Genomic DNA, 23,851 nt, shown 5'->3' with positions numbered 1-23,851 from the left:
GTCTTTCTCTATCATAGAACTTTCGGAAAGATTTTTCAACACTTAAAAAAGATCCCGTCTACGCCTCCCGGCTGATGACGCTGACCACGCTCTCCTTTCTCTGGGGAAGCCAGGCAAGATATGGCACGACGACGCCCAAAAGGAGCAGTACCGGGAACACCAGCAGCATGGGCCATATGACAAAATGGTAGTCCATGAACCACAGTCCCTCCGACAGAGCCCGCACAAGGGTCAGGGACAGGATACAGCCCGCTGCCAGGGAGGCAAGGATGGTAAACCCGGCGTAGCATACTCCCTCCAGCATGAGCATCCGCGCCAGCTGCCGCCTCGTCATACCGATGGCCTCCATCATGGCCAGCTCCCGCTTCCTGGTGACAATGCCGGTGAGGATGGAGTTGACAAAGTTCAGGATGCCGATGACGCCCACCACAGTGGTTAAAACACCTCCCACAAGAGTGATGAGTCCGGTCATGCCGGAGAACTCGTTGGTATATCTCTGCCTGGACTCATAGTTCATCAGAGGCTCCTGAGAAGTCGTGTAGGTATCAATAAATGTGGCAAAGTCATCCTCCCTGTCGTCCTCCACGTCAAACAGGTAGCTCATGAGACACTCCGGCGAGGCCATTTCCTTAAACACATCCGCCGCAGTGTAGAAGGAAAAAGCTTCCCCCTTTCTGGTAGTCAGCCCGTAGTAATTCTCCTTCACAAGAGAGAGGATCTCAAACTGTCTCCTCTGCCCGTCCGGCGCGACAAGAGTGATGGCGTCCCCGGCGTGATAGCGTATCTGGTCCTCCTCCACATTCCCGTTGTCGTCCGTGTCCACCTGACCCAGCACATACTTCCCTGTGGCCAGCTTTTCCCTGATAGCGTCCAGGTCCATCTCCCCCTCCACAGGCTCTACCTTCTCCAGGGGATAGTCCTCCATCCCGTATACTGACGCCATATAATTTCCGTTCTCATCCTGCCAGCAGGGCTGCTTGCTGCTGCCTATCATGTAGTAGAGATCCCCGTTCTCATCTGTCATCATATGTTCCGTCGGCCTGTAGGTGGACGCCTCCAGAGAAAGCTCCGCCGTCATGTAGATGCGCCCGCCCCTCTCAAAGCCATCCTGCTCCTGGCAGGCCTCTATGAAGGACTCGGTCAGGTTCTCCTCCTCGATCCCCTCCTCCATGCCGAAGTATTCATAATTAAAGTACCTGGCGCTGGCGATGAGGAAATCCGAGGTGACAAACCTGCTCAGGAATTTATCCATAGAAAAGGAGCTGGTCACTGTGAAAATGCTGTTGAGAAGTACCACGGAGAGGGACAGGGACAGGATGACGATCACCGTCTTGCGCTTGCTCCTCCCCAGACCCGACAGAGCCATCCGCCAGAGCTTCCCTCCGTCGGTGGTGCGCTTCTCCTTCCTCCTGCCCTTCGCCCCTTCTGTGTACCGCACCGCCTCCACAGGGGACACCCGGGCCGCGATCCGGGCTGGCTTCCTGGTGGAAATTCCCACCGTAACGAGGGTAAAGAGGACAGCCCCCAGGAAAATGAAGGGGTTTAAGGATACCTCCACCTCCCCTCCCGCGTAGGCGCTCCTTGCCAGTACAAGGGGCACGATCCATTTCCCGATGAAAAATCCAAGCACCAGTCCCGCCGGGATGCCGAGCACCGCCAGCCTCCAGGCCTGCCTCCTGACGATCCTCCTGATCTGGGAGCCGGTGGTCCCCACAGTCTTCAAAAGCCCGTAGTACCGGATATCCCGGATGACAGAAATCTGGAACACATTGTAGATAATGAGGTATCCCGTCAGCAGGATGATGCCAAGTCCTCCCACAGCGGCCGCGATCGTCAGAGGATCCTCACCGGCGCCGTCGGAGATGTAAGCCCAGTTGGCGTTGCTGGACAGATAGTCCTCATCCCCCTCGGTCACCGAGTATCCGCTCTCTGTGATGACCCGGTCCAGCTTCTCCTGGATGCCCCAGGAGTTGGAAAAATTCACATCCATCTGGATGTTTCCGGTGCTCCCGATAGCATTGCCGCTTTCATCCCGAAAGGCGTCCAGCTCCCCGGCATGCTCTGTCAGGTAAGCCTCCGAGGTGATGACAAAGCCCACGTTCAGGGCCGGGTCGGACTTCAGGATGCCGGTCACGGTAAAAGTCCTCTCCTCCACCAGAGGATCCAGCTGTCCAAGCTGGAGGGACAGGGTGATCTGCTGCCCGGTCTTCTCCGGCAGTCCCAGGAGCTTAAGCGTCATATCGTCCACCAGCACCTCGTCCGCCCTCTCGGGAGCCGTCCCCTCCTTGATGGTGAGAAAGCGGTGGGGATAGTGGTACTCCGGCACATACCAGAGCTCCACATGCCGCTTCAGGAACTCCGGGTTCAGCACCTCGTCGGAGAGCACCTCACAGGCCGCGCTCTCCTTTACCAGGGGATGGGCCGCCAGCTTCCCGTACTCCTCCATGGTCACGTTCTTGATGACGCCGTGGCTGTCACCCCCTGACTGGCGCATGGTGGCCTGCTGGAAATTCTCCACCGTCCCCAGACCGATGGTGAAAAGGGCCGTAAAGAGCATGGCGGTCAGGGCGATGGCCAGCGATGCGATGACGTTCCTTGTCCTGCTGGCCTTAAAGCTCCTGTCCGCCAGCCTTCCTATGACTTTCCTGTTCTTCACCTTACGCATCTGCCTCACCGCCTTTTCCCCGGATGCGCCCGTCCTCGATGCGCACGATGCGGTCCGCCATCTGGGCGATCTCCTCGTTGTGGGTGATCATCACCACCGTCTGCCCGAAGCGGCTGCTGGTGACCTTCAGAAGGCTCAGCACATCCTGGCTGGTGACGGAGTCCAGGTTGCCTGTTGGCTCGTCGGCCAAAAGGATGGCCGGCTTTGCCGCCAGTGCCCGGGCGATGGCCACCCTCTGCTGCTGCCCGCCGGAGAGCTGGGAGGGCAGGCTGAACTTCTTGGTCCCAAGTCCCAGGACATCGACGATATCCTCCACAAACGCTTTGTCCGGCCTGTTTCCGTCCAGCTCCACCGGCAGCACGATGTTCTCGTATACGTTCAGCACCGGGACCAGGTTGTAGCTCTGGAACACAAACCCGATCTTCCTGCGCCGGAAGATGGTCAGCTCCTCGTCCTTCAGCCTGGAGATGTCCCTGCCGTCCACCCACACTTTTCCCGAGGTGGGCCGGTCCAGTCCTCCCAACATGTGCAGGAGGGTGGATTTCCCGCTGCCGGAGGTGCCCACGATGGCCACGAACTCCCCCAGCTCCACGGACAGGTCCACCCCGTCCAGCGCCTTCACCAGGGTGTCCCCGCTGCCGTAATATTTCTTCAGTTGACTGGTCTTCAGTATACTCATATGCATTGCCTCCTCGCTGACGGTCCCGCCTGGCCCTGCACCTTCTGCGCTGCCGGCAGCATATCTGCGGGCGCCCAATAAAGGAGTGGCCCTATAGAACCGTTTTTCTATAAGACCACTATATAACATCAATCTTTCCACATTCTTTCCCAAATCTTACACAATTGACAGATTTAATCTTTCCGGGGAAGATAAAGCCCAAAGCAGCTTCCCTCCCCCTCCCGGGAGGTGACCCTGATATAGCCGTCCTGCCGCTCGAGGATCTGTCTTGCCAGGTAGAGGCCGATGCCCACGCCCTCCTCCTGCTGCACCTGCCCGCCCCGGCAGAACCTGCCAAAGATCCGGGCCCTCTCCTCCTCCGGGATGCCCGGTCCCTGGTCTTCCACCTGGATGCAGACGTAGAATTCAAACTCCCGGACACGGATCCTCACCCGGGAACCGGCAGGAGAATACTTGATGGCATTGTCCACCACATTGCCCAGCGCCTCCCCGGTCCACTTTCTGTCGTACCGGCACAGGACCTCCTCCGGAGGCAGGACGCACTCCAGGGTCATGTCCTTTTCCCCTGCCCCGGGTCCAAACGTCTCCGCTACCCCTTCCAGCAGGGGCTTAAGGCTCTGCTTCACGGGCTGGATCTCCAGGATGCCGGACTCCAGGCGGGACATTTTTACAAGGGCCTGGATGAGAAATTCCAGCTTCTTTGTCTGCCCCAGTATCTGCCGTGCCAGCCTGCGCTCCTCCTCATCCGCCGCCTTCTCCTCCAGCAACTCCCCGTAGAGGAGGATGTTGGCAAGGGGCGTCTTTGTCTGGTGGGAAATGTCGGACACAAGGGCCTTCATGTCCTCCCGCTCCCGCCGCGTCTCCTCCAGGGCTCTCTGTGTGGAGGCAACATACTGTTTCCACCTGGACTCCAGGCGGGACAGCTCCGTCTCATCGTAATGGTCCTCCTCAAATGTGCCGTCCATGGCGCCATCCAGCATCTCCTCCAGCCGCTCCATGGTCTGCCTGGCTCCGATCTGTATCCTCATACTCTCTTCTCCCACACATATCCCAGTCCGTACACTGTCTCAATGGGCCTGTACCCGGCCCGGCCTTCCAGCTTGCGGCGCAGGCGGTTCACCGCCACGCTGAGGGCATTTTCCTCCACATATGCAGCCTCCGCGCCCCAGAGGACGTCCATCAGCCGCTCCCTTGTAAGGGTCTGCCCCGGGTTCCGCACGAAAAACCGGAGGAGCTTCTGCTCGATCTTACTTAAGACGATCTCCTGTCCGTCCACGTAGAACCGCATTTCCTCAAACTGAAAATGGTACCTGCTGTCCGCATAGTCGTCCTTTTTGTTCTCCGGCTCACCGCCTGTGCGGAGCCGCATCCGGTCCACCCTGGCCCGCAGGGCCATAAGCCCGAAGGGCTTGGTGATATAGTCGTCCGCCCCCATGGAGAAACCGGTGATCTCATCGCTCTCCAGGTCATTGGCCGTGATGAGGAGCACCGGGATCTTCGAGTGGCTGCGGATTTCTTTTAAAAGGTCGTACCCGCTGCCGTCCGGCAGGTTCACATCCAGCAGAGCCATGTCCACCTGCTCCCTCTCAAGTATCTCCCTGGCCTCACCGGCAGTAAAAGCCCGCAAAAAAGCTGTGTCCTCCCTTTCAAGAGCCAGGGTAATGCCCTGGTTCAGTCCTCTGTCATCCTCCACGATCAGGATTTTATACATCTGTCCTCTCCTTGCATGATTTCTTACTAATCATTCGTATTTTCCCTTTGCCACTTTCCGGCCCTGCAGAGCGCTCTGATTTTTGTTGACAAAAGACCTGGTCCGGGCCCGAAGCAGGATCTTCCTGCCCTCCGGCGTACGGGTGTAGACAACCCGGTACCGTCCCAGCACCCTGCGCATATGCTTCTCAAAGACCAGGGCCCGGTCTTTCTGTCTGCCGAAAATTTCCGGGACGCTGTAATATTCTTCCCCCCGCCCCCTTCTCTTCTCCCGCATCAGCAGGTATCTGGGATTGTCGATGACGCCCCAGATCTCTTCCATGCAGGCCGCAAAGGTGGTTTTATCCCGCATGGTGCCGCCCTTGAGCCATGTCCCGATGAGCATGCCCTCCACAGACTCCACCTGGGCCCGGCAGTGCTGCGGGTCTTCCAGCTCTCCGGTCTCCGCCAGGGCGTCGGCCACCGCCTGGCTGAGCCGCCTCATCCGCCGCTCCGGCGTGCTGAAGCGGGCCAGCCTGATCCCGTACCTGGCCACCAGGACGCAGGCGGCCAGCATCAGAAGGCCAAGGGCCGCCGCCAGAGCGGATCTGGTTCCATAAGCCGCCTCCACAAACATGCGCCCCATCCCGGCCATCACCGCCAGGACCACGCTGAAAATCTCATACCACAGTGCATTGAAAAAGAGAAATCCGGTCTTTTCTTCCTCCCTGGGGACCGTCTCCACCTGCTGGACTTCCATGCCGCCGTGGATCTCCCGCAGCGACTCCTGCCACCGGGCTCTCAGGCCATCCCTGTCCACCGCCCGCCGCAGCATCATCTGGTTGACTTTCTCCATCTTCTCCTTTGTGTCAAACTCCGGGATGGCAAGCCGCTCCATGCCGCTCTCTATCACATTGTCCTTCCATGAGACGCCGAGAAATGACTCAAATCTTCTTTTGAGCATCTCGTAATCCCCGGAGAGGTCCGGGTGCTTTGTCTTCCCGGATTTCTGCGGAAAGATACAGGCAAGATGCCAGATATTGCCTGTCTTCTCCGGGTGATCCCGGTCCGTCCGGATGGTGCGGCCCCGCATCTGGTTGCTGAGCATGAAGGAGCCCACATAGGTAGCCAGGATAAGCGAGTTGATGCAGGGGGCGTCCCACCCCTCCCCCAGGAGGGATTTGGTCCCCACCAGTGTATTGATCTGCCCCTGCCGGAACAGCTCTGTGATGACCGCCACCACATGGGTATTTTTCCCCTTCACTTTAAGCTGGCCGTAGCCGGTGTCCCGGACAGGGGACAGAGTGCCCTGGCAGCCCTTCTCCTGCAAAAGGATCTCCAGCTTTTCTTTCGTGTCCACAGGGACCAGTATCACGCTGCCGCTCAGGCATCCCAGACGGATCCCTTCCCCGGCCTCTCTCCTCAGATATTCGAAAATCGGCACGGCTCCTATCTCGGCCGCCAGTGTCTGGTCTGTCCCTACAAGGGGCAGCTTGTCCTTCTTGATATAGTCGCACAGGATCAGAAGCCGCAGCTCTTCCCCAAGCGACTGATGCTCCGCCTCCACGATCCTTCTGATGCTCTCCATCTTTCCCCTGCTCTTGACCAGGATTTTCTGCATGGCATCCCTGTGGGTGAGGGAGACTTTCTTCCGGTACACACAGCCCGCCTCTTTCAGTTCCTTCAGGAGCGCCTCCCTCTCCCCTTCCGTCACTTCGTAGGACTGCGCATCGTCATACAGGAACCCCTGCAGCAGAGCGTCCAGCCATTCGGGAGTCAGCTTTGGCAGCTTTCCCTCTGTGCCAATCAGCTCCCGCAGATAGGAGGGAAAGGGGATATCCTGGGCCTGGCAGAAGATCAGAAGGGCCGAAAAGTACTTGGGATCGTCCAGAAATTTTTCGCTGTACTCCTCCGGGTTTCTAAGTCCCCTGTGAGTGGCGATCATTTCCGTAAATCTGCTTCCCGTCAGCAGCTTTTCCCAGATTTCCCTCTCTTTCTTCTGGTAGGCCTCGATCTCAGCCAGCTCCTCCCTGGAGGGCCAGTTGAAATAAATGTAGTCCTCGTGGGGACACAGGCTTCCCTCTCTTACCAGCTCCGGCGTAAAGATTTCCTCGTCAATGGAGCCGCACAGGTCGATGTACCGCTTCCACTGCCCCGGCGTGCTGTCGTAGGGAGGGGTGGCTGTAAGGGCAATGACAGTCACTCCCGCCAGCTCTTTCATAAATGCTTCCAGGGCTTTCCACCACTCGCTCCTCAGGTGATGCGCCTCATCCAGGCAGATGGTCTTGATCCCCGCAGCCTTCACTGCGTCGAAAATGTCAAAATCGCGGAAATCCACTGCCTCGGACTCCCTTTCATCCTCCTCCGACTCATCGTCGCCGTCACTTAACTGCCCCTGGTAATGCTTCATGGCGCTGTACAGGGCCTGGTAGGTAATGGCGGTGATACACTTCATATGTCTCAGGTCATTGGACAAAAGCTCCTCCGGCTCCCTCCCCGGCAGCAGAAAGCCTTCCATGATCCTCTCCAGCCACTGCTGCCGGATGGTGATGCTGGGGGAGAGGATCAGGCATGGCTCTCCCAACCGCCGGAGCAGCTCAATGCCCAGGGTCGTCTTCCCGGACCCGGGTGCCGCCACGATATGCAGCTTCCCGTCCGCCAGATATTTCTGGGAGTTCTGCAGGACCCTATCCTGGTAGTCTCTCCATTTCCCCTTAAACTGCAGCACATTGTCGTATAAATCCTTCATCTCCTGTTCCCCCTCACGGTCATCTGTTTCTTCGCTCATAGGTCCATTTTATATCTGCCGGCGGAAAATAGCAATGCTGTGAAAAGGGAAAACTCGCAGACCAAACTCGCAAAAAAGCCCTGCAGACAGTGTATCCACACTATCTGCAGGGCTTCGTAACTTTTACACAGTACTAATGCAAAATGCGTTTATCTGTCTTGCTGCTTTTCGGATTACATCCCGGCCTGAGCTGCAACCTCTGCCGCGAAGTCGTCTACCTTCTTCTCGATTCCTTCGCCTGTCTCAAAACGTACAAACTTCTTAACTGTCATGTTTGCACCGTTCTCTTTAGCAACTTTTGCCACATACTTGGCAACTGTCAGATCGCTGTCCTGTACGTATACCTGGTCTAACAGACAGATCTCTTTCATCTCTTTGTTGAGACGTCCGATGATCATCTTCTCGATGATGTTGTCCGGCTTATCCGGATTCTCTGTCTTGGCCTGTGCGAGCAGGATTTCCTTCTCATGGTCCATGAACTCCTGGGAAACCTCATCCCTGGACACATACTTCGGAGACATAGCTGCAACCTGCATAGCCACGTTCTTCAGACATGTCTTTATCTCATCGTTGATCACATCTGTAGCTGCCTCTACAAGGACACCAATACGTCCGCCGCCGTGGATGTAGGACACAACGCATCCGTCGGAAACGATCTTCTCAAATCTTCTGATGCTCAGCTTCTCGCCGATGACAGAAATCTTCTCTGTCAGGGCGTCTTGAACACTCTTGGAGCTGTCCTCGATCCAGGGCTCTGCCATGAAAGCGTCCATATCCGCTGCCTCTGTCGCCAGAGCCTGCTCTGTAACTGCCTTAACAAATCCCTGGAACTCCGCGTTCTTTGCAACGAAGTCAGTCTCAGAGTTAACCTCTACGATAGCGGCTGTCTTATCATCTTTTACTTCAGCCATAACAAGACCTTCTGCAGCGATCCTGCCGGCTTTCTTAACAGCTTTTGCCTCGCCGTTCTTTCTCAGGTACTCGATTGCTGCGTCCATATCTCCGTTTGTCTCGCTGAGGGCCTTCTTGCAGTCCATCATGCCTGCGCCTGTCATCTCTCTCAGCTCTTTTACCATACTAGCTGTTACTGCCATTTCTCTTTCCTCCATATTATATACGAATATATACGAATTACCGGTCTGTACGCCTCTCTCCGGAGCTTAGGCCTCCACTGTCTCCTCAGCTTCCTCTGCTGTCTCGTCGTAAGCTTCCTCGCCCTCTGCGTACTCTTCCTCACTGTACTCAGCAGCGCCCTGGTTCGCCTCAACAACAGCGTCTGCCATCTTGGAAACGATCAGTTTTACAGCGCGGATAGCGTCGTCATTTCCCGGGATCACATAGTCAAGCTCCTCAGGATCGCAGTTTGTGTCAGCGATACCGATCAGCGGGATTCCCAGTGTGTGAGCCTCCTGCACACAGATCCTCTCCTTCTTCGGGTCAACGATGAAGATCGCATCCGGCAGTCTCTTCATCTCTTTGATACCGCCAAGGTTCTTCTCCAGCTTCTCCCACTCTTTTTTCAGCTTGATGACTTCTTTCTTGGGAAGGACATCAAATGTTCCGTCCTCAGCCATTGCCTCGATCTCTTTCAGACGTGCCACACGGCTCTTGATGGTCTTGAAGTTTGTCAACATTCCGCCGAGCCATCTCTCATTTACATAGAACATACCGCAGCGCTCTGCCTCTGTCTTGATAGCGTCCTGAGCCTGTTTCTTTGTTCCTACGAACAGGATCGTGCCGCCCTCTGCCGCGATATCAGATACTGCCTGGTAAGCCTCATCTACTTTTCCAACGGATTTCTGCAGGTCGATGATGTAGATACCGTTTCTCTCTGTGTAGATGTAGGGAGCCATCTTAGGGTTCCATCTTCTTGTCTGATGTCCAAAGTGAACACCTGCTTCTAAAAGCTGCTTCATTGAAATAACACTCATGTTTCTTTCCTCCATTTGGTTTTCTTTCTTCCGCACATTTCATTTCCCGCATGACCGTCTTTTCCTGAAAAAAGCTTAGGCACCGGTGCGGGCAGACATATGCGTGTTTTTTTGCAACGGTCATATATTATCATAAAACCTGCCCTGTTGCAAGCACTTCTCCTCATTTTGTGCCGCTGTTTTTGCAGGATTTATCAGCAGTCAATGCCCTTTCTCTGATAGAAAAGGTTGAACAGGATATACCCGGCCCCGATCCACAGGGCGCACACGCCCAGGGCGATGAGATTGCTCTTTGCCAGCAGCTCCTGATCTTGAGTCACTCCATTGTAGATCGTCTGAAAGGAGGTGGTGGGCACAGCTACAGACACCTTCTCCAGCGTCTCATTCAGTCCCCCGAAAAGAGGAGGCAGCATGGTCAGCAGCATGAGGGGCGCCCCGATGGTCCCCGCCGACGCCTGGTCCCTGGCCAGAAGTCCCGCCAGCGCCCCCAGGAAGCACAGGCCCGCTGAAGCCAGCAGCACAGCCCCTGTGTAGACCGGGAAATCCTTCATATCGCCCCCTGTGATGAAGAACACGGCCGCCGCGTCCAGGAGCGTCATCAGAAGGCAGACCAGCAGTTTGGAGGCCAGGAACTCCTGCCCTCTCACCCGGGCCATCATGAGGGACCGGAGGGTGTATTTTTCCTTCTCCTCGGCGATCATCACAGGCAGGATGCTGGTGGGACTGATGGCGATGGAAAATACGGCGCACATACCGAGCACATGATCCCCCGCCTCATCTCCCAGGTCTCTGAAGACGTTCTGGTAGATAAAACAGAATACGATGGGAATGAGAAAGCTCACCAGGATATTCTTGTTGGTCAGGCACCCCTTCAGGTCCTTTTTCAGTAACGTAAAAATAATCTTTCCGCTCATAGCTATTGCTCCTCCTTTGTCAGTGTAAGAAATACGTCCCGGAGACTGGGCTCCTCGGAGTGGATTATGAGGACCTCTCCGGCCTGCCCCAGAGACTCCAGCAGGGCTTCTCTTTCAAGGGGCACTTCCCTTTTCCCCTCCTTCGTGGTGATGACCACCCTTTTGTGTGAGTATTTCAGCTTCAGCTCCTCCGGCGAGCCGCTCTCCACGATGCTCCCCTTGTTCAGAAGGGCCACTCTGTGACAGAGCTCATCCGCCTCCTCCATGTTGTGGGTGGTGAGAAAGACGGTGGCCCCCTCCCGGTTCAGCCTTCTTATGAGATCCCGTATCTCGTCCGCCGTGGCCGGGTCAAGGTTGGCCGTGGGCTCATCCAGAAAGAGAAGGCCCGGATCGTGGAGGATGGTCCTTGCGAAGACCAGCCTCTGCTTCATGCCCCTGGAGAGCTTCTCCACCTTCTTTTTGGCGGCGTCCAGGAGCTCCACCGCCTCCAGCGTCCTCCGTATTTTTTCCTTTTTGTCCCTGATCCCGTAAATATCCGCAAACAGGTCCAGGTTCTCATAGACCGTCATCTTCTCATACAGGCCGCTCATGTCGCTCATAATGCCTATTTTCTTTTTTATATCCGGAGAAAACGGGTCCTTCCCCAGTACCGTCACCTCCCCGCTGTCGCTGTGGAGCTGCCCGGTGAGGAGCTTGATAGTGGTTGTCTTTCCCGCGCCGGAGGGTCCCAGATATCCGAATATCTCTCCTTTTTTGATCTCCAGATCACAGTGATCCAGCGCCTTTACATTTCCAAAGGTCTTTGTCAGTTGATCTGCTTTTACGATGTTTGTCATGGCTTTCGTCCTCCTTACAGCTCCTATCTTACCGTTTCTCTGGATTTTCACCTTATTTTCCCGGTAAATGGAGCCTGTCAGAGGATGAACGGAGCAAAAAAAGGGGTGAGACCTGCAATGCCTCACCTCCAAAAGTCACTTTTTTATTTCTTATCTCTGACGCGTCCCGGCCTCCAGGGTGGGGAAAAAAGGTCTCTTTTTCCGGATCACAAAGAGGGAAGCGATTCCTGCCAGGAACCAGACCGCGCACACGGCCCCTCCCCAGACCAGGGACACATCCATAAAGCCCTCCATGGGCTGCAGCTTCTTCAGGACCACGCCCAGGATGCCGGTGGGCAGGAACTCTGCCAGCCTTCCAAATGCCACGTTCCAGTAGGAAAAGACCGGAGCCACATAGACAGCCACCACACTGACGGCCGCGTACACATTTACGCTGTTCTGGTCCTTCGCGTACACACCGGTCAGGAAGCCCCAGGGCAGAAGGGCCGTCACCCCGGCCAGATGGACCAGCAGGTACTCCGGCAGGAGCGACATATCCGCCCCCGCGATCAGAAACACCACCACAGCCATGAGCTCTCCCACCACAAGACAGGCCCCTGCCTTGGACAGCGCAAAGTAGGCCAGCGACACGCCGGACCGGGACAGAAGGGACAGGGTATCTCTCTCCTTCTCCTCCACAAGAAGAAGGGGATAATCTGTCAGCGGCACCAGCACGATGTTAAAAAGAGCCATGGTCAGGAGCAGCATCCAGGGATCAAAGTACACCACCCGGAAGATGAGGGCCAGGATGGCCGGCGTCAGGACCATCAAGAGGATCGTCTTGTCCGTAAAGGATGTCCAGATATCTTTTTTCAGCAGCGTCCACATTTTCTTCATAGCTGTTTTCCTCCCTTACCTCTAAAACTCATACATGCTCCGAAGCTCCTGTATCTTTCCCTTGGACAGGGGAACATCTGTCTTCTCATACCCCGCCAGGCGCAGGGAGTAGGAATTCCTCGTCCGCTTCACCAGCTCCACCACCTTCTGCATGTTCACGATGTAGGAGCGGTGGCACCGGAAGAAGCCGAACCTAGCCAGCTTTTCCTCCAGGTCACTCATCCTGAAGTCCCCTGCATACTGCTCCCTCCTCACATACACAAAAACCTTTCCGTCGTTCGCCTCCACGTAGTCGATCTCCTCCGGATTAAAAAGGAAATTCTTTTCATTGTAGGAGACAGAGATCTTGCTCACCTGGGGAAGCTCCGGGCTGTCCTGTGTGCTCTCCCCCTGGTCAATGCACCGCACACCGTCCCGGGCAATCTCATAGTGGTCCCCGGGGCAGATGCAGGTGTCCCGGTGGGACCAGGAGAGTGTTATGAGCCGCCCCTCCCGCTCGCAGAAGCTCTCCACCCAGCCGAGGATGACCTTCTTTGACTCCTCCTCAAAGGCGATGGGGTTCAGGATAAAGTAATCCTCTGCCCCCCCTGACGATCTCCCGCGCGATACGCACCCGCTTCTTCTGCCCCTCCGTGCAGGAGCTCAGCCTTTTCCCGAGCAGCTCCGAAAGATGCATCTGCTCCACCGCGGAGCGCACCCTCTTCTCCGTGCCGGACAGCCCCGCGAAAAACTTCAGATATTTCCTCACTGTCATCTTTTCATACAGGGCTCCCTCATCTTCCACATATCCCGCGCCCCGGCCCGCCGCCTCCACCAGAGGTGCCTCGTCCTTTTTGGTCCCCTCAAAGTGGAGCATCCGGCTGCCGGATAAAACCTCCCTCAAAAGCTCTTCCATAGTCTGTTCTCCTTTGTCATCACTCTTGCCATTTTCCGCAACAGTCAAAATACTCCTCCATTGTGCTGGATGAAGACGCAGAATGCAATATACGGGGAGGAAGCATGGCCGGAACTCCTTCGGATGAAGGGCGAAAAAAGAGCCTGCGCCACAAAGCGCAGACCCTCTGTCTGTCCACCAAGGATCAGAGAACTCTCCTCACGCAGCGTATCTGACGATACGTGCAGCTCGGAGACTCGATGATCCCCACCGACGGCGACGACGCATGTATCAGGCCGCCGCTTCCATTGTAGATACCCACATGTCCATAGTAGACAACCAGGTCTCCCGCCTGAGCCTGGGAGAGAGGGATTTCCACTCCCGCCGATGCCTGGGCTGTGTCCGTCCTGCCGAGGCTGACTCCAAAAGCCGCATAGATCTGCTGGGTAAATCCGGAGCAGTCGATGCCATTGGTCAGACTGTTGCCGCCATACTCATAGGGATTGCCCAGGAACTGTCTCGCATAGGCCACTACCGCCCATCCGTCCCTCCCCTGGGGAGGTACCACCGTGCTGCTGCCGCCTCCGGAACCGCTGCCTCCGCTGGAGCTGCCCCCGCCGGAGCCGCCGTTAGACGGCTGGCTGGGTGCGGTGTCCTGGGCTGCGGCTGCTGCCGCTGCCGCCTCCTGCTGCCTGCGGGCCTCTTCCGCCGCCTGCTGGGCCGCCACCGCCTCCTGGATGTCCGCGTCCAGCTGGGCAATCTCGGACTGCTTTCCCTCGATCATGGTGCCCAGGGAAGTCTTGTCCTCCTCCAGCTGGCTCTGCATCTGCGTCATGCTCTCCGCCTCCTCCTGGAGGCTCTCGGAGAGCTTCTCTATCTTCTTCGTTGTAGCTATGTACTCCTCCTGCTTTTCTTTGTCATATGTATGCACATTTTTTATGTACTCGGCCTTGTTCACCAGATCGGAAAAGCTTTCCGCCGACAGGAGCAGCTCCAGTTCATTTCCGCTTCCGGACTCGTACATGTACTGGATACGCTTTTTCATATCCTCGTACTGCTGGTCCTGCTGGACAATAGCCTCCTCCAGGTCTATGTTCGCCTGGTCGATCTCCTCCTGCTTTTTCTGCAGGTCTGCCTCCAGCGTGCTGATCTTGTCCAGGATGCCTGTCAGCTCTGACTGGAGCGAAACCACCTCGTCCTCTGCCGCCGCCTTGTCATTCTGCAGGTCCTCCACAGAGGGCGTAGCGAAGACGGGGCTGACTGCCATGGAGCTGATCAGCGCTGCCGTGATAAAAGCCTGTGCGATTTTTCTCTTCATATTCTCCCACCTGTCTGTTGTAAATTATTTATACTCTTATGAATTCAGTTTCCACTTATTCAAATTACATGTTACTACATCTTTTCATTTATTTCAACAATTTCCGAAAATTCGCAGAAGGAAATTTGTCCGCATTGACAGAAAAAAGCGCCCTGTCGCCGCAGCGGCGACAGAGCACTGTCCTTTTTCCATATCTCCTGCTTTCCCCGCAGGTCCCTACCAGCATCTTCTGTACCAGGGCGACCCGTACACGCTGGCGATCTTGACCACATCCCCCGGCTTGGGCGCATGGATCATCTGACCGTTCCCTATGTAGATACCTACATGAGTTCCGTAGCACACAATGTCTCCCGGCTGGGGATCGCTGACCGCCACGCCGCAGCCTCCCTGTGCCTGGGAGGTCCTGGGAAGAGAAATGCCTGCCACCGCATGGCAGTACTGGACAAGTCCGGAGCAGTCAAACTCCACACCTGCCGTGGAGCCGCCGTACACGTAGGGAACTCCCAGCTGACTGTAAGCCGCGTTTACGATCGCCTGGGCAGTCGATGTATTTCCACTGGAGGTACTGCCGGATGAACTTCCGGATGAACCGGTGGAGCCGGACGTTCCACTTCCGCTCGAGGTCCCTGTAGAACTGCCTCCGGAGCCGCCGCTTCCTGTCGAAGAGACGGCACTGTCAGTCTGTGAGCTCTGGCTTTCCGCCGCCCGCTGGGCTGCCTCCGCTGCCGCCGCCTCGGCTGCCGCCTGGATCTGCTGGTCATAGTCGGCTACCTCAGCCTTCTTCGCCTCGAGAGTCGCGTTCAGCTCTGTCTCCTGGGCCTCGTACTCGGCCTGCATGGACTCCTGCTTGGCCTGCTCCTCCTCCAGCGTGTCCTTCAGCTCCTTGATCTCATTCTCTGTTTCCTCCAGAGCCTGGAGCTGCTTCCTGTCATAGGTATGTACATTGGATATATACTCCGCCTTGTTGATAAAATCCGAAAAATCCGTAGCGGACAGGAGCGTCTCTATGGCAGTGGACTGTCCGTTCTCATACATGTACTGGATGCGCACCTTCATGGATGCGTACTGCTCCTCCGCCTTCTGCTGGGCAGCCTCCAGGTCGTCCTGCGCCTGTATGATCTTCTCGCCGGTGGCGATCATCTCCTCCTCAAGCTCCCCCGCTTTATTGAGGAGCTCTGTAAGCTGCTCCTGCAGCGAATCCGCCTCACTCTGGGCCGCTGCTTTACTGCTCTCAAGTTCCTCTGTGTCCGGCGCTGCCAGTACGGGTGTCACGGCCACGGAGCTGGCCAGGACCGCAGCGAGAAACACTCTCCCATATCTCCTCATCGTTATTGCATCGTCCTTTCCGGTCATTTTGCTATGGCTATCCTGCCTTCATTTCTGTCTTCAACAGCCTCTATTATACTGGACCAGTCACCGTTTCGCAATATTTTTTAATATTTTTGTAACATTTTCACACTTTCGTCACATTCTGTACACATTTTTACAAACCCGGCGTTATCACAGCGGCCGCTCATCAATCCTCTGGATCAGGACAAACATGGCAGCCGCAAGGGCCCCGCACAGCACCGTTACAACACTGATGCGCAGTCTGTCCTCCATCAGCCATCCAAAAAGGCCGAACCGGGTGGCCGTGACAGAGATGAGGTTCATCACCACATGGGCCGTGGCCGGCGCCTTCACGGAGCCATATTTTTCATAGACATAGCTGAGCATCATGCCCGTGGCAAAGGCGTACAGCATCTGTACCATATTCCCATGGAGGAGGGCGAACACCACGCTGGAGAAGATGGCCGCGTGCATAAATCCGGACTGCTCTCTCAGCCGTTTGAACATCATCCCCCGGAAGACTAGCTCCTCCGAAATGGGGACCAGGACTCCCAGACAGAGGAGCTGCATTCCGAAGGGAGCACTGTAGAGAGAGTCGGAGGTCTGCTGGTAGCTGGCGCTGTAGCTGGAAATACCTGATATCAGGATCAGATCGTTCAGCCCCACGCACAGTGCTGCCGCTATCCCGGCCACGGCCCCGTACTTCCACAGGGGCGCCTTCCGGTTGGGTATCACGCCCGCCAGCCGCTCATTTTTCCTGTCCCTGTGGAACATATACAAAATGACAGGGATGACGATGAGGGCTGTGATCCCCTCCAGCTGAGTGGTGTACTGCAGCATCCTCTCCGAGATGGAGACAGAGAGGTCCAGCATATCCTGCTGGTCCTGCATGGCTCCCACCGTCTCTTCATAGTGGCGTGAAATATAGATAAATGTGTACCCCATCACAGCCGCCATGCTGACGCAGATACTGATGAGGTATTTGATGATCAGGGGGGTCCAGGCGTACCAGATACCCTTCCTGACAGGGGGCATCACCGGCCCCGTCGGCATGCCCTGGGGCATTTTGTGGGGTTCGCCGCCTGCTCTCTGCTCCTGGTTTGGATCTTCCCACGGATTACTCATATATCATAAGCCTCGCTTTCTGGATCATTGTACGCCCCGCCTTCCGGCAGGACCTCAAAATTCTTCTATATTCTACTTCCGAAACAGAAAAGTTGCAATTAAAAAACTATAAACTCTTTCATTTCTCCCGGTTTCGCCCTATAATAATAGAAACACCCCACGAAAGGAGCTTGATTTATCATGGAAGATCAGAAACAGCGCGTTTACGATGCCCTGAACAGGCTGGGCATTAAATATGAAGTGGTCGAGCACGAGCCCGTCCACACGATGGAGGACATGGACCGTCTCGGCCTGCCTCAGAAGGGGACTCTGTGCAAGAACCTGTTCCTGCGGGACGCCAAGGGAAAACGTCACTTCCTTGTCACCTGCGATGAAAAGAAAAAGGTGGACCTGAAGGCACTGAGCCGCACGCTCGGGGCCGGCAACTTAAGCTTTGCCTCTGAGGAGCGCCTGGAAAAATATCTGGGGCTGAAACAGGGAAGCGTATCCCCCTTCGGACTGATGAACGACACGGACCACGCGGTAGAATTCTTCATCGACAAGGATCTGAGCCGCTGCAAGAGCCTGGGCATCCATCCCCTGGAGAACACAGCCACTGTCTTCCTGTCCTTCAAGGACCTGGACAAGTTCCTCTGGGACCTGGATGTGGACGTGATCAAGATCAGGCTGTAAAGCCATCCTGACAGAAAGAGAGACAGGAGCCCCTCTCGGGGAGATACTCCTGTCTCTTTTCTATTCCGTTCCCTTTTCTGTCCCGGATCCTTTTATAAATCCCTCTGCCGCCGCGCGGATATCCGCCTCGCTGCCTGTCAGGGTCCCCTGGACCATGCCCGGCTTTCCTCCGCCCCTGCCTTCAAACCGGCTGTTCAGGGCCTTCCCGAGCGGCCGCACGTCCGCCTGCCTGCTGCCGATCACATACCGCCATCCTCCGTCCCCGGCCGCCGCAAATACGCCGCAGATAAAAGCCCCCCTCTCCAGCAGGAGGTTCATCAGCTCCCTCGGCACATCGCCCCTGATGTCGTCAGTAAAAACCGCGGTCATCGATCCCTCAACAGGAATTTCCTTTGCCCGGAAAACAAGGAGCTGATGCATGAGCCTTCCATTCTCATACTTCTGCTTTTCCAGCTCCTCCTTCTGCCTTCTCACTGCCCCCGCGATCTGGTCCTCCTTCTCACACAGGAGAGCTCCTATCTCCCTGGCGGCCGTCAGCTTGGAATCGTAATCGCGAAGGGCACGGAAGCCGCAGAGCATGGTGATGCGCTCGCCGCCCTTATAGTTCATCCGGTTCACCAGCTTGATGAGCCCGATCTCACCCGTCCGGTCCACATGGGGCGCACAGCAGGCGCACACGTCATAGCCGGGCACGCTCACGATACGGACCTGTCCCTCTATCTCTATCTTGCTCCGGTACTCCATGTGCCCCAGCTCCTCCTTTGAGGGATACTGCACAATGACCTCCAGGTCCAGGGCCACCGCCCGGTTGGCCTCCCACTCGATCTCCCGGAGCTCCTCCGGGGAAATGGGGCCGTCAAAATCCATGGTGCAGTAGTCGCTGCCCAGGTGAAAGCCCACGTTGTTGTATCCAAAGCGGCTGTGGACGAGGCCGGAGACGATGTGCTCCCCGGTGTGCTGCTGCATCTTCTCAAAGCGCTCCTCCCAGTCGATCCGGCCCCGGACCAGTTTCCCCGGCTCCAGGGGAGCTTCTGTCCTGTGGTACACAATGCCGTCCCTCTCCCGGGCATCCACCACCTTTGTCTCTCCCAGGTATCCGGTGTCCGCATACTGGCCGCCCCCCTCCGGGAAAAAGCAGGTCTGGTCCAGCACGGTCCAGAAGCCGCCTCCCTCCTCGCAGGCCTCGCAGGAGAGGACCCGGGCTTCAAATTCCTTCATGTGGCTGTCCTCGTAAAACAGTTTTCCAGTCATTTCCCGACACCTACATCCTCTCCGGCGCCTCGAAGCCGAGCACGTCGATACAGCTCTCCAGTATCCTCTTTGTCAGCACGAGAAGGGCGATGTAGCTCTTCTGCACTTCCTTATCCTCCTCTGCCAGGATCTTCGTCTCGTGGTAGAACCGGTTGAAGGCGTTGGCCAGCTCATAGATGTAGGCGCATACCTTGTGGGGCGCCAGCTCCTCAAAGGCTGTCTCCATCATGCCGTTGTACTTGGCCGCCTCCAGCATGAGGGCCTTCTCCTCATCCCCGTGGGCTCCCGCGATGGCAAGTCCCTCAAGCGCCCCGCCTGCCTCTGTATATTTGGCCAGGATGGACTTGATGCGCACGATGGTGTAGAGGATGTAGGGACCTGTATTTCCCTCAAAGGAGGTGAACCTGTCCACGTCAAAGACATAGTCCTTGGCCGCCTGGTTGGAGAGGTCGCCGTACTTGATGGCAGAAAGTCCCACGGTCTTCGCCGTCTCCTTTGCTTCCTCCTCTCCCACGGTCCGGTTGTCCGTGATCTTGCGGTACATCTCCTCGTCGATCTCCGCGATCAGGCTCTCCAGGCGCATAACGCCTCCCTCCCTTGTCTTGAAGGGCTTTCCGTCCTTGCCGTTCATGGTGCCAAAGCCCAGGAACCTCAGTCTTGTCTCCTCCGGCACGATGCCTGTCTTCTTGGCAGCCCGGAACACCTGCGTAAAGTGGAGCTCCTGTCTTTTGTCCACCACGTAGATGACCTGGTCCGGATGATAGTCCTTCTCTCTCTGTACTAAGGTGGCAAGGTCCGTGGTGCCGTAGAGGGAAGCTCCGTCTGACTTCTGTATCATGCAGGGCGGGATTTCCTTTGTGTCATCCTCACGCTTCACGTCGATGACGAGAGCCCCCTGGTCCACCCGGGCGAACCCTTCTTTTTTCAGCCTCTCGATCATATCCGGGATGTAGGGCTGGGCGTCGGCCTCTCCCTTCCAGAGGTCAAATTCCACGTTCAGATTGCTGTAGTTCTTCTTCAGGTCCGCCACAGACACCGCCATGATATGCTTCCACACAGCCGTGTATCCCCTGTGCCCGTTCTGCAGGAGATAGGTCGCATGCAATGCTTCCTCCCGGTAGTCCTCATGCTCTTTTGCGTAGGCGCTGGCTGTGGGGTAGATCTCCTCCAGCTCCCCGATGGTAAAGGGTGCCTCCTCGGGATACTCTCCCTCATAGGAGTCGTCAAAGTAGGGGAGTTCCGGCTGGCGCTTCCTCAGCTCTGTGATGATGAGGCCCATCTGGTAGCCCCAGTCTCCCATGTGGATGTCCCCCAGCACCTTGTGTCCCATGAGCCGGCAGATACGCTTAATGCTCTCCCCGATGATGGCGGAGCGGAGATGTCCCACATGGAGAGGCTTGGCCACATTGGGTCCGCCGTAGTCGATGAGGATCGTCTGGGGTGTGCTGCTCTCCTCCACTCCCAGCTTTCTGTCCTCCCCCATCTCATTCAGATAGCCTGCTATATATTTATCGTCCAGTTTGATATTGATGAAGCCGGGCTTCACTACCTCCACAGACAGGATGCAGCCTCCCCCCCTCACCTGGGATACCACGTCCTGGGCGATCATAAAGGGAGCTTTTTTGTAGGCCCTCGCTCCCGCCATGGCGCCGTTGCACTGGTACTCGCACAGGTCCGGCCTGTTGGACAGGGTGACCTTGGCGTAGGAGCGGTCATACCCCGCCGCCTCAAACGCCTCTTCCATCTCTTCCGTGATCATATCTATCAGCTGTTTCATTCTTTTTCCTCCATTCCTGCGGCCGGGATGCCCTCTGCATCCTGACACTATTATATAAGTCTACCATGATCGGGCTTTTCTCTCAACATCCTCTTTTCCATATTATGCACTTTTTTCTTTCTTGCATTTTCCGCCCGGGTGTGCTACCCTCATTGCCAGACCCGGACGCAAAACGGGCTGACAACAGACTTTTCAGAAACGAGGGATCACAATATGAAAATAGGTTCTCATGTGGGAATGAGCGGGAAGGACATGCTCCTGGGCTCCGCGAAGGAGGCTGTCTCCTACGGGGCGGACACATTCATGTTCTACACCGGCGCTCCCCAGAACACGAGAAGAAAAGAGATCAGTGAGCTGAACATAGGGCCCGCCTGGGAGTACATGGAGGAACATGGGATCGATGATATCGTCGTCCACGCTCCCTACATCATCAATCTGGCGAACACGGTCAAGCCTGAGACCTATGAACTGGCAGAGCGGTTCCTGGCCCTGGAGCTGGAGCGGGCCGCCGCCTGCAGGAGCCGGGTCCTCATCCTGCACCCCGGGGCGCATGTGGGAGCCGGGGTGGACGCAGGCATCGGCCAGATCATCCGGGGCCTGAACCACATCCTGACACCGGACACCCCGGTGTGCATCGCCCTGGAGACCATGGCCGGAAAGGGCTCTGAGATCGGCCGCAGCTTCGAGGAGCTGGCCCGCATCTACGACGGTGTCACCTGCAGCGACAAGCTGAGGGTCTGCTTTGACACCTGCCACACCAGCGACAGCGGCTACGATATCATCCACGATTTCGACGGCGTGATGGAGGAGTTTGACCACCTCATCGGGAAGGACCAGATTGCCGTCTTCCACATCAACGACAGCAAAAATCCGGCCGGCGCCGCCAAGGACAGGCACGCCAATATCGGCTTCGGACAGATTGGCTTTGAGGCGCTGAACTACATTGTACACCACCCGGATTTTGAGGATGTGCCGAAGATACTGGAGACCCCCTACGTCCCCTCCCCCACCCAGCCGAAGAAATCCTTCGCTCCCTACAAATATGAGATCGAGATGCTCCGGCAGGGCTCCTTTGACCCGGAACTTCTAAAAAAAATTGCCGGCTTTTAGTCCGGCTTTTTTCTTGACTTTTTCCTCCAAATGTATTATTGTACTATATAGATAATACATTTTATTTTTTACAGCCATACATGTCACAAGAAAAGCGAGGTGATCACATGCCATGGGACTTAGATAATGACCGCCCCATCTACCTGCAGCTTATGGAACGGATCCAGCAGGACATCATAGCCGGAATATACAAGCCCGGTGACAAGCTTCCCTCCGTGCGGGACCTGGCGGTGGAGGCCGCGGTAAATCCCAACACGATGCAGAAGGCTCTCTCCGAGCTGGAGCGGAGCGGTCTTGTATATGCCCAGCGGACCAGCGGACGTTTTATCACGGAGGATGAACAGATGCTAAAGGAAATGAAAAAAGAACAGGCTTCCCGCCATATCGCGGAGTTCTTTGAGAAAATGAGAAGTCTAGGCTTCCGGGACGAAGAGACGCTCTCTCTCATCGAGGAAGCAGTAAAGGAGGAACACTGAGTATGAAGCCGATATTAGAATGTAAGGGGCTTTCCAAAAAGTATAACAACATGTGCTACGCCCTCACCAATCTGAATCTGGCACTGGCCCCCGGTCAGATCGTAGGGCTCCTGGGACCAAACGGCAGCGGAAAGAGCACGCTGATCAAGCTCGTCAACGACCTGCTCATCCCCACGGAGGGCGTGGTCCTGGTGGACGGCATGGCACCCGGGGTAGAGACAAAGAAGCTTGTCTCCTATCTTCCGGAGCGCAGCTATCTGGACCCGTCCATGAAGATCAGAGATATCATCTCCTATTTTGCGGATTTTTACGAGAACTTCGTGACGGACAGAGCCTACCACATGATGACGGACCTGGAGATCGACGTGAACGCCAGGATGCGCACTCTGTCCAAGGGCACAAAGGAGAAGGTACAGCTGGCTCTTGTCATGAGCCGGGACGCCCGCCTGTACATCCTGGACGAACCCATCGGAGGCGTGGACCCCGCCGCAAGAGATTACATCCTGCGCACCATCCTCACGAACTACAGCGAGGATGCCACCATCCTCTTGTCCACCCATCTCATCACGGACATTGAGAACATCCTCGACCGGGTGCTCTTCCTCAGGCAGGGGCAGCTCGTGCTGAACCAGACAGTGGACGAGATCCGGATGGACCAGGGCAAATCTGTAGACGCTTTATTCAGGGAGGTGTTCAGATGCTAGGAAAACTTATTAAATACGACTTAAGATCCATCACAAAATTCCTGCTCATCATCCATATTTTCCTGGTGGTCGCCACCGTGTTCGGGCGCGTTTTCCTGACGGGAAGGATTGATTTTGAGGCAGATGAGATCAACGAGTTCCTCCTGACACTGACCTTTGTGATCTACATCATCCTGTTTGCCGGTGTCTCCTTTGGGACCTGCATTGTCATCGCCGTGAGATTTTACAAAAATCTGTTCTCAGACGAGGGGTATCTGACCAACACCCTCCCGGTGACAAGGGGGATGCACCTCCTGTCCAAGACCATTGCCGGGAGCATCTGGAGCTTCATCGACATGCTGCTCATCTACCTGTGCGCCTACATCCTGATGGCTGTCCCCGTCATCACGGTGCCCTTAAGCGAACACTGGGATGAGTTCATCCGCCTGCTGGGCTTCCAGGGCCAGGGAGACTTCAACCTCTTCCTGCTCTACATGCTGCTCCTCGTTGTTGTGAGCGCCTTTGGCAATGTGATCGTCATAGAGGCATCGGTCGTCCTGGGGCAGCTCTTTAACAGCCACAAGGTGCTGGGCGCTGTGGTCTCCTACTTTGTGATCACCACCATCACCTCCATCGCGGCCACAGTGGCCATGGGCGTGCAGGGCATCCTGAGCAACAGCATTGCCATCAACTCCAGCGCCGCGAGCACAGCTGCCGAGTCCATTGACCTGGCAGGCTATCTCATGGACATCATGAACCTGAGCCTTGTCCTGTCCCTCTGCCTGACAGTCATCCTCTACCTCCTGTCCTACTTTGTCATGCGGAAGAAGATCAATCTCTCATAAAGCAAAAGAATGG

22 protein-coding genes are annotated in these 23,851 nt (G+C 56.3%); 5 read left to right on the top strand and 17 right to left on the bottom strand.

Annotation, left to right across the window (positions count from 1 at the left end; all coding sequences use genetic code 11):
• Window positions 1-58: 58 nt before the first annotated feature.
• The 15 genes from B5E62_RS00230 to B5E62_RS00160 form a co-directional block, all read right to left on the bottom strand.
• A complete protein-coding gene (locus tag B5E62_RS00230) occupies window positions 59-2,665 on the bottom strand; it encodes an ABC transporter permease (RefSeq protein ID WP_087172777.1) in 2,607 nt (868 codons plus the stop codon).
• Complete coding sequence (locus B5E62_RS00225; RefSeq protein ID WP_087172776.1) at window positions 2,658-3,344, bottom strand: ABC transporter ATP-binding protein; 687 nt, start codon at window positions 3,342-3,344, stop codon at window positions 2,658-2,660. Before B5E62_RS00225 ends, B5E62_RS00230 begins: the two co-directional genes overlap by 8 nt.
• Before the next feature lie 173 nt (window positions 3,345-3,517).
• On the bottom strand, window positions 3,518-4,372 hold the full coding sequence (locus tag B5E62_RS00220; RefSeq protein WP_087172775.1) for a sensor histidine kinase: 855 nt from the start codon (window positions 4,370-4,372) through the stop codon (window positions 3,518-3,520).
• A complete protein-coding gene (locus tag B5E62_RS00215; RefSeq protein WP_087172774.1) occupies window positions 4,369-5,055 on the bottom strand; it encodes a response regulator transcription factor in 687 nt (228 codons plus the stop codon). The genes B5E62_RS00220 and B5E62_RS00215 overlap by 4 nt, the downstream gene beginning before the upstream one ends.
• 30 nt (window positions 5,056-5,085) lie before the next feature.
• A complete protein-coding gene (locus tag B5E62_RS00210; protein WP_087172773.1) occupies window positions 5,086-7,821 on the bottom strand; it encodes a DEAD/DEAH box helicase family protein in 2,736 nt (911 codons plus the stop codon).
• Window positions 7,822-7,994: 173 nt separating this feature from the next.
• Entirely contained in the window at window positions 7,995-8,915 is a 921-nt protein-coding gene (tsf, locus tag B5E62_RS00205) for a translation elongation factor Ts (protein ID WP_087172772.1), read from the bottom strand.
• Between the two features lie 66 nt (window positions 8,916-8,981).
• Window positions 8,982-9,752 (bottom strand): 30S ribosomal protein S2, encoded by a 771-nt coding sequence (gene rpsB / locus B5E62_RS00200; RefSeq protein WP_157888426.1) that lies wholly within the window; start codon window positions 9,750-9,752, stop codon window positions 8,982-8,984.
• A 194-nt stretch (window positions 9,753-9,946) separates the two neighbouring features.
• Window positions 9,947-10,666 carry an ABC transporter permease gene (locus tag B5E62_RS00195; protein WP_087172771.1) on the bottom strand — a complete coding sequence of 240 codons (720 nt, stop codon included), beginning with the start codon at window positions 10,664-10,666 and terminating at the stop codon, window positions 9,947-9,949.
• A 2-nt stretch (window positions 10,667-10,668) separates the two neighbouring features.
• A complete protein-coding gene (locus tag B5E62_RS00190) occupies window positions 10,669-11,502 on the bottom strand; it encodes an ABC transporter ATP-binding protein (protein ID WP_087172770.1) in 834 nt (277 codons plus the stop codon).
• 150 nt (window positions 11,503-11,652) lie between these two features.
• A complete protein-coding gene (locus B5E62_RS00185) occupies window positions 11,653-12,378 on the bottom strand; it encodes a hypothetical protein (RefSeq protein WP_087172769.1) in 726 nt (241 codons plus the stop codon).
• 21 nt (window positions 12,379-12,399) lie between these two features.
• The gene (locus tag B5E62_RS00180; protein WP_162610233.1) at window positions 12,400-12,891 is read right to left on the bottom strand and encodes a LytTR family DNA-binding domain-containing protein; all 492 of its coding nucleotides are present in this window, start codon (window positions 12,889-12,891) and stop codon (window positions 12,400-12,402) included.
• A gap of 31 nt (window positions 12,892-12,922) precedes the next feature.
• A complete protein-coding gene (locus tag B5E62_RS00175) occupies window positions 12,923-13,273 on the bottom strand; it encodes an ATP-binding cassette domain-containing protein (RefSeq protein ID WP_087172767.1) in 351 nt (116 codons plus the stop codon).
• Window positions 13,274-13,457: 184 nt separating this feature from the next.
• Window positions 13,458-14,570: a C40 family peptidase gene (locus tag B5E62_RS00170; RefSeq protein WP_076778019.1), complete on the bottom strand. Its 1,113-nt coding sequence runs from the start codon at window positions 14,568-14,570 to the stop codon at window positions 13,458-13,460.
• Window positions 14,571-14,786: 216 nt separating this feature from the next.
• A complete protein-coding gene (locus B5E62_RS00165) occupies window positions 14,787-15,896 on the bottom strand; it encodes a C40 family peptidase (protein ID WP_191383982.1) in 1,110 nt (369 codons plus the stop codon).
• A 174-nt stretch (window positions 15,897-16,070) separates the two neighbouring features.
• Entirely contained in the window at window positions 16,071-17,024 is a 954-nt protein-coding gene (locus B5E62_RS00160; protein ID WP_087172766.1) for a CPBP family intramembrane glutamic endopeptidase, read from the bottom strand.
• A gap of 180 nt (window positions 17,025-17,204) precedes the next feature.
• On the opposite strand from B5E62_RS00160, the gene B5E62_RS00155 reads away from it, so the two are divergent.
• On the top strand, window positions 17,205-17,696 hold the full coding sequence (locus B5E62_RS00155) for a prolyl-tRNA synthetase associated domain-containing protein (RefSeq protein ID WP_087172765.1): 492 nt from the start codon (window positions 17,205-17,207) through the stop codon (window positions 17,694-17,696).
• Window positions 17,697-17,756: 60 nt separating this feature from the next.
• Here B5E62_RS00155 and B5E62_RS00150 read toward each other — a convergent pair whose 3' ends face one another.
• On the bottom strand, window positions 17,757-18,947 hold the full coding sequence (locus B5E62_RS00150) for an alanyl-tRNA editing protein (RefSeq protein WP_087172764.1): 1,191 nt from the start codon (window positions 18,945-18,947) through the stop codon (window positions 17,757-17,759).
• A gap of 10 nt (window positions 18,948-18,957) precedes the next feature.
• On the bottom strand, window positions 18,958-20,724 hold the full coding sequence (gene argS, locus B5E62_RS00145; RefSeq protein ID WP_087172763.1) for an arginine--tRNA ligase: 1,767 nt from the start codon (window positions 20,722-20,724) through the stop codon (window positions 18,958-18,960).
• Between the two features lie 213 nt (window positions 20,725-20,937).
• Between argS and B5E62_RS00140 the strand changes: the two genes are divergently transcribed.
• From B5E62_RS00140 to B5E62_RS00125, 4 genes are all read left to right on the top strand, one after another.
• Window positions 20,938-21,834 carry a deoxyribonuclease IV gene (locus tag B5E62_RS00140; RefSeq protein ID WP_087172762.1) on the top strand — a complete coding sequence of 299 codons (897 nt, stop codon included), beginning with the start codon at window positions 20,938-20,940 and terminating at the stop codon, window positions 21,832-21,834.
• Window positions 21,835-21,941: 107 nt separating this feature from the next.
• On the top strand, window positions 21,942-22,310 hold the full coding sequence (locus tag B5E62_RS00135; protein WP_087172761.1) for a GntR family transcriptional regulator: 369 nt from the start codon (window positions 21,942-21,944) through the stop codon (window positions 22,308-22,310).
• A 2-nt stretch (window positions 22,311-22,312) separates the two neighbouring features.
• The gene (locus B5E62_RS00130; RefSeq protein ID WP_087172760.1) at window positions 22,313-23,014 is read left to right on the top strand and encodes an ABC transporter ATP-binding protein; all 702 of its coding nucleotides are present in this window, start codon (window positions 22,313-22,315) and stop codon (window positions 23,012-23,014) included.
• Complete coding sequence (locus B5E62_RS00125; protein WP_087172759.1) at window positions 23,008-23,838, top strand: hypothetical protein; 831 nt, start codon at window positions 23,008-23,010, stop codon at window positions 23,836-23,838. The genes B5E62_RS00130 and B5E62_RS00125 overlap by 7 nt, the downstream gene beginning before the upstream one ends.
• Window positions 23,839-23,851: the final 13 nt, after the last annotated feature.

The sequence above is a fragment of the Lachnoclostridium sp. An118 genome, from assembly GCF_002160985.1.
Lineage (GTDB): Bacteria > Bacillota > Clostridia > Lachnospirales > Lachnospiraceae > Claveliimonas > Claveliimonas stercoravium.
This window is presented reverse-complemented; position numbering and strand designations above follow the sequence as displayed.

Coding starts and splice junctions, on each gene's coding strand:
- B5E62_RS00165 (WP_191383982.1), bottom strand. CDS start 15,896: ATGAGGAGATATGGGAGAGTGTTTCTCGCTGCGGTCCTGGCCAGCTCC.
- B5E62_RS00155 (WP_087172765.1), top strand. CDS start 17,205: ATGGAAGATCAGAAACAGCGCGTTTACGATGCCCTGAACAGGCTGGGC.
- B5E62_RS00150 (WP_087172764.1), bottom strand. CDS start 18,947: ATGACTGGAAAACTGTTTTACGAGGACAGCCACATGAAGGAATTTGAA.
- B5E62_RS00130 (WP_087172760.1), top strand. CDS start 22,313: ATGAAGCCGATATTAGAATGTAAGGGGCTTTCCAAAAAGTATAACAAC.
- B5E62_RS00210 (WP_087172773.1), bottom strand. CDS start 7,821: ATGAGCGAAGAAACAGATGACCGTGAGGGGGAACAGGAGATGAAGGAT.
- argS (WP_087172763.1), bottom strand. CDS start 20,724: ATGAAACAGCTGATAGATATGATCACGGAAGAGATGGAAGAGGCGTTT.
- B5E62_RS00140 (WP_087172762.1), top strand. CDS start 20,938: ATGAAAATAGGTTCTCATGTGGGAATGAGCGGGAAGGACATGCTCCTG.
- B5E62_RS00190 (WP_087172770.1), bottom strand. CDS start 11,502: ATGACAAACATCGTAAAAGCAGATCAACTGACAAAGACCTTTGGAAAT.
- B5E62_RS00175 (WP_087172767.1), bottom strand. CDS start 13,273: ATGGAAGAGCTTTTGAGGGAGGTTTTATCCGGCAGCCGGATGCTCCAC.
- B5E62_RS00195 (WP_087172771.1), bottom strand. CDS start 10,666: ATGAGCGGAAAGATTATTTTTACGTTACTGAAAAAGGACCTGAAGGGG.
- B5E62_RS00225 (WP_087172776.1), bottom strand. CDS start 3,344: ATGAGTATACTGAAGACCAGTCAACTGAAGAAATATTACGGCAGCGGG.
- B5E62_RS00125 (WP_087172759.1), top strand. CDS start 23,008: ATGCTAGGAAAACTTATTAAATACGACTTAAGATCCATCACAAAATTC.
- B5E62_RS00220 (WP_087172775.1), bottom strand. CDS start 4,372: ATGAGGATACAGATCGGAGCCAGGCAGACCATGGAGCGGCTGGAGGAG.
- B5E62_RS00160 (WP_087172766.1), bottom strand. CDS start 17,024: ATGAGTAATCCGTGGGAAGATCCAAACCAGGAGCAGAGAGCAGGCGGC.
- B5E62_RS00170 (WP_076778019.1), bottom strand. CDS start 14,570: ATGAAGAGAAAAATCGCACAGGCTTTTATCACGGCAGCGCTGATCAGC.
- B5E62_RS00230 (WP_087172777.1), bottom strand. CDS start 2,665: ATGCGTAAGGTGAAGAACAGGAAAGTCATAGGAAGGCTGGCGGACAGG.
- B5E62_RS00135 (WP_087172761.1), top strand. CDS start 21,942: ATGCCATGGGACTTAGATAATGACCGCCCCATCTACCTGCAGCTTATG.
- B5E62_RS00215 (WP_087172774.1), bottom strand. CDS start 5,055: ATGTATAAAATCCTGATCGTGGAGGATGACAGAGGACTGAACCAGGGC.
- B5E62_RS00185 (WP_087172769.1), bottom strand. CDS start 12,378: ATGAAGAAAATGTGGACGCTGCTGAAAAAAGATATCTGGACATCCTTT.
- rpsB (WP_157888426.1), bottom strand. CDS start 9,752: ATGAGTGTTATTTCAATGAAGCAGCTTTTAGAAGCAGGTGTTCACTTT.
- tsf (WP_087172772.1), bottom strand. CDS start 8,915: ATGGCAGTAACAGCTAGTATGGTAAAAGAGCTGAGAGAGATGACAGGC.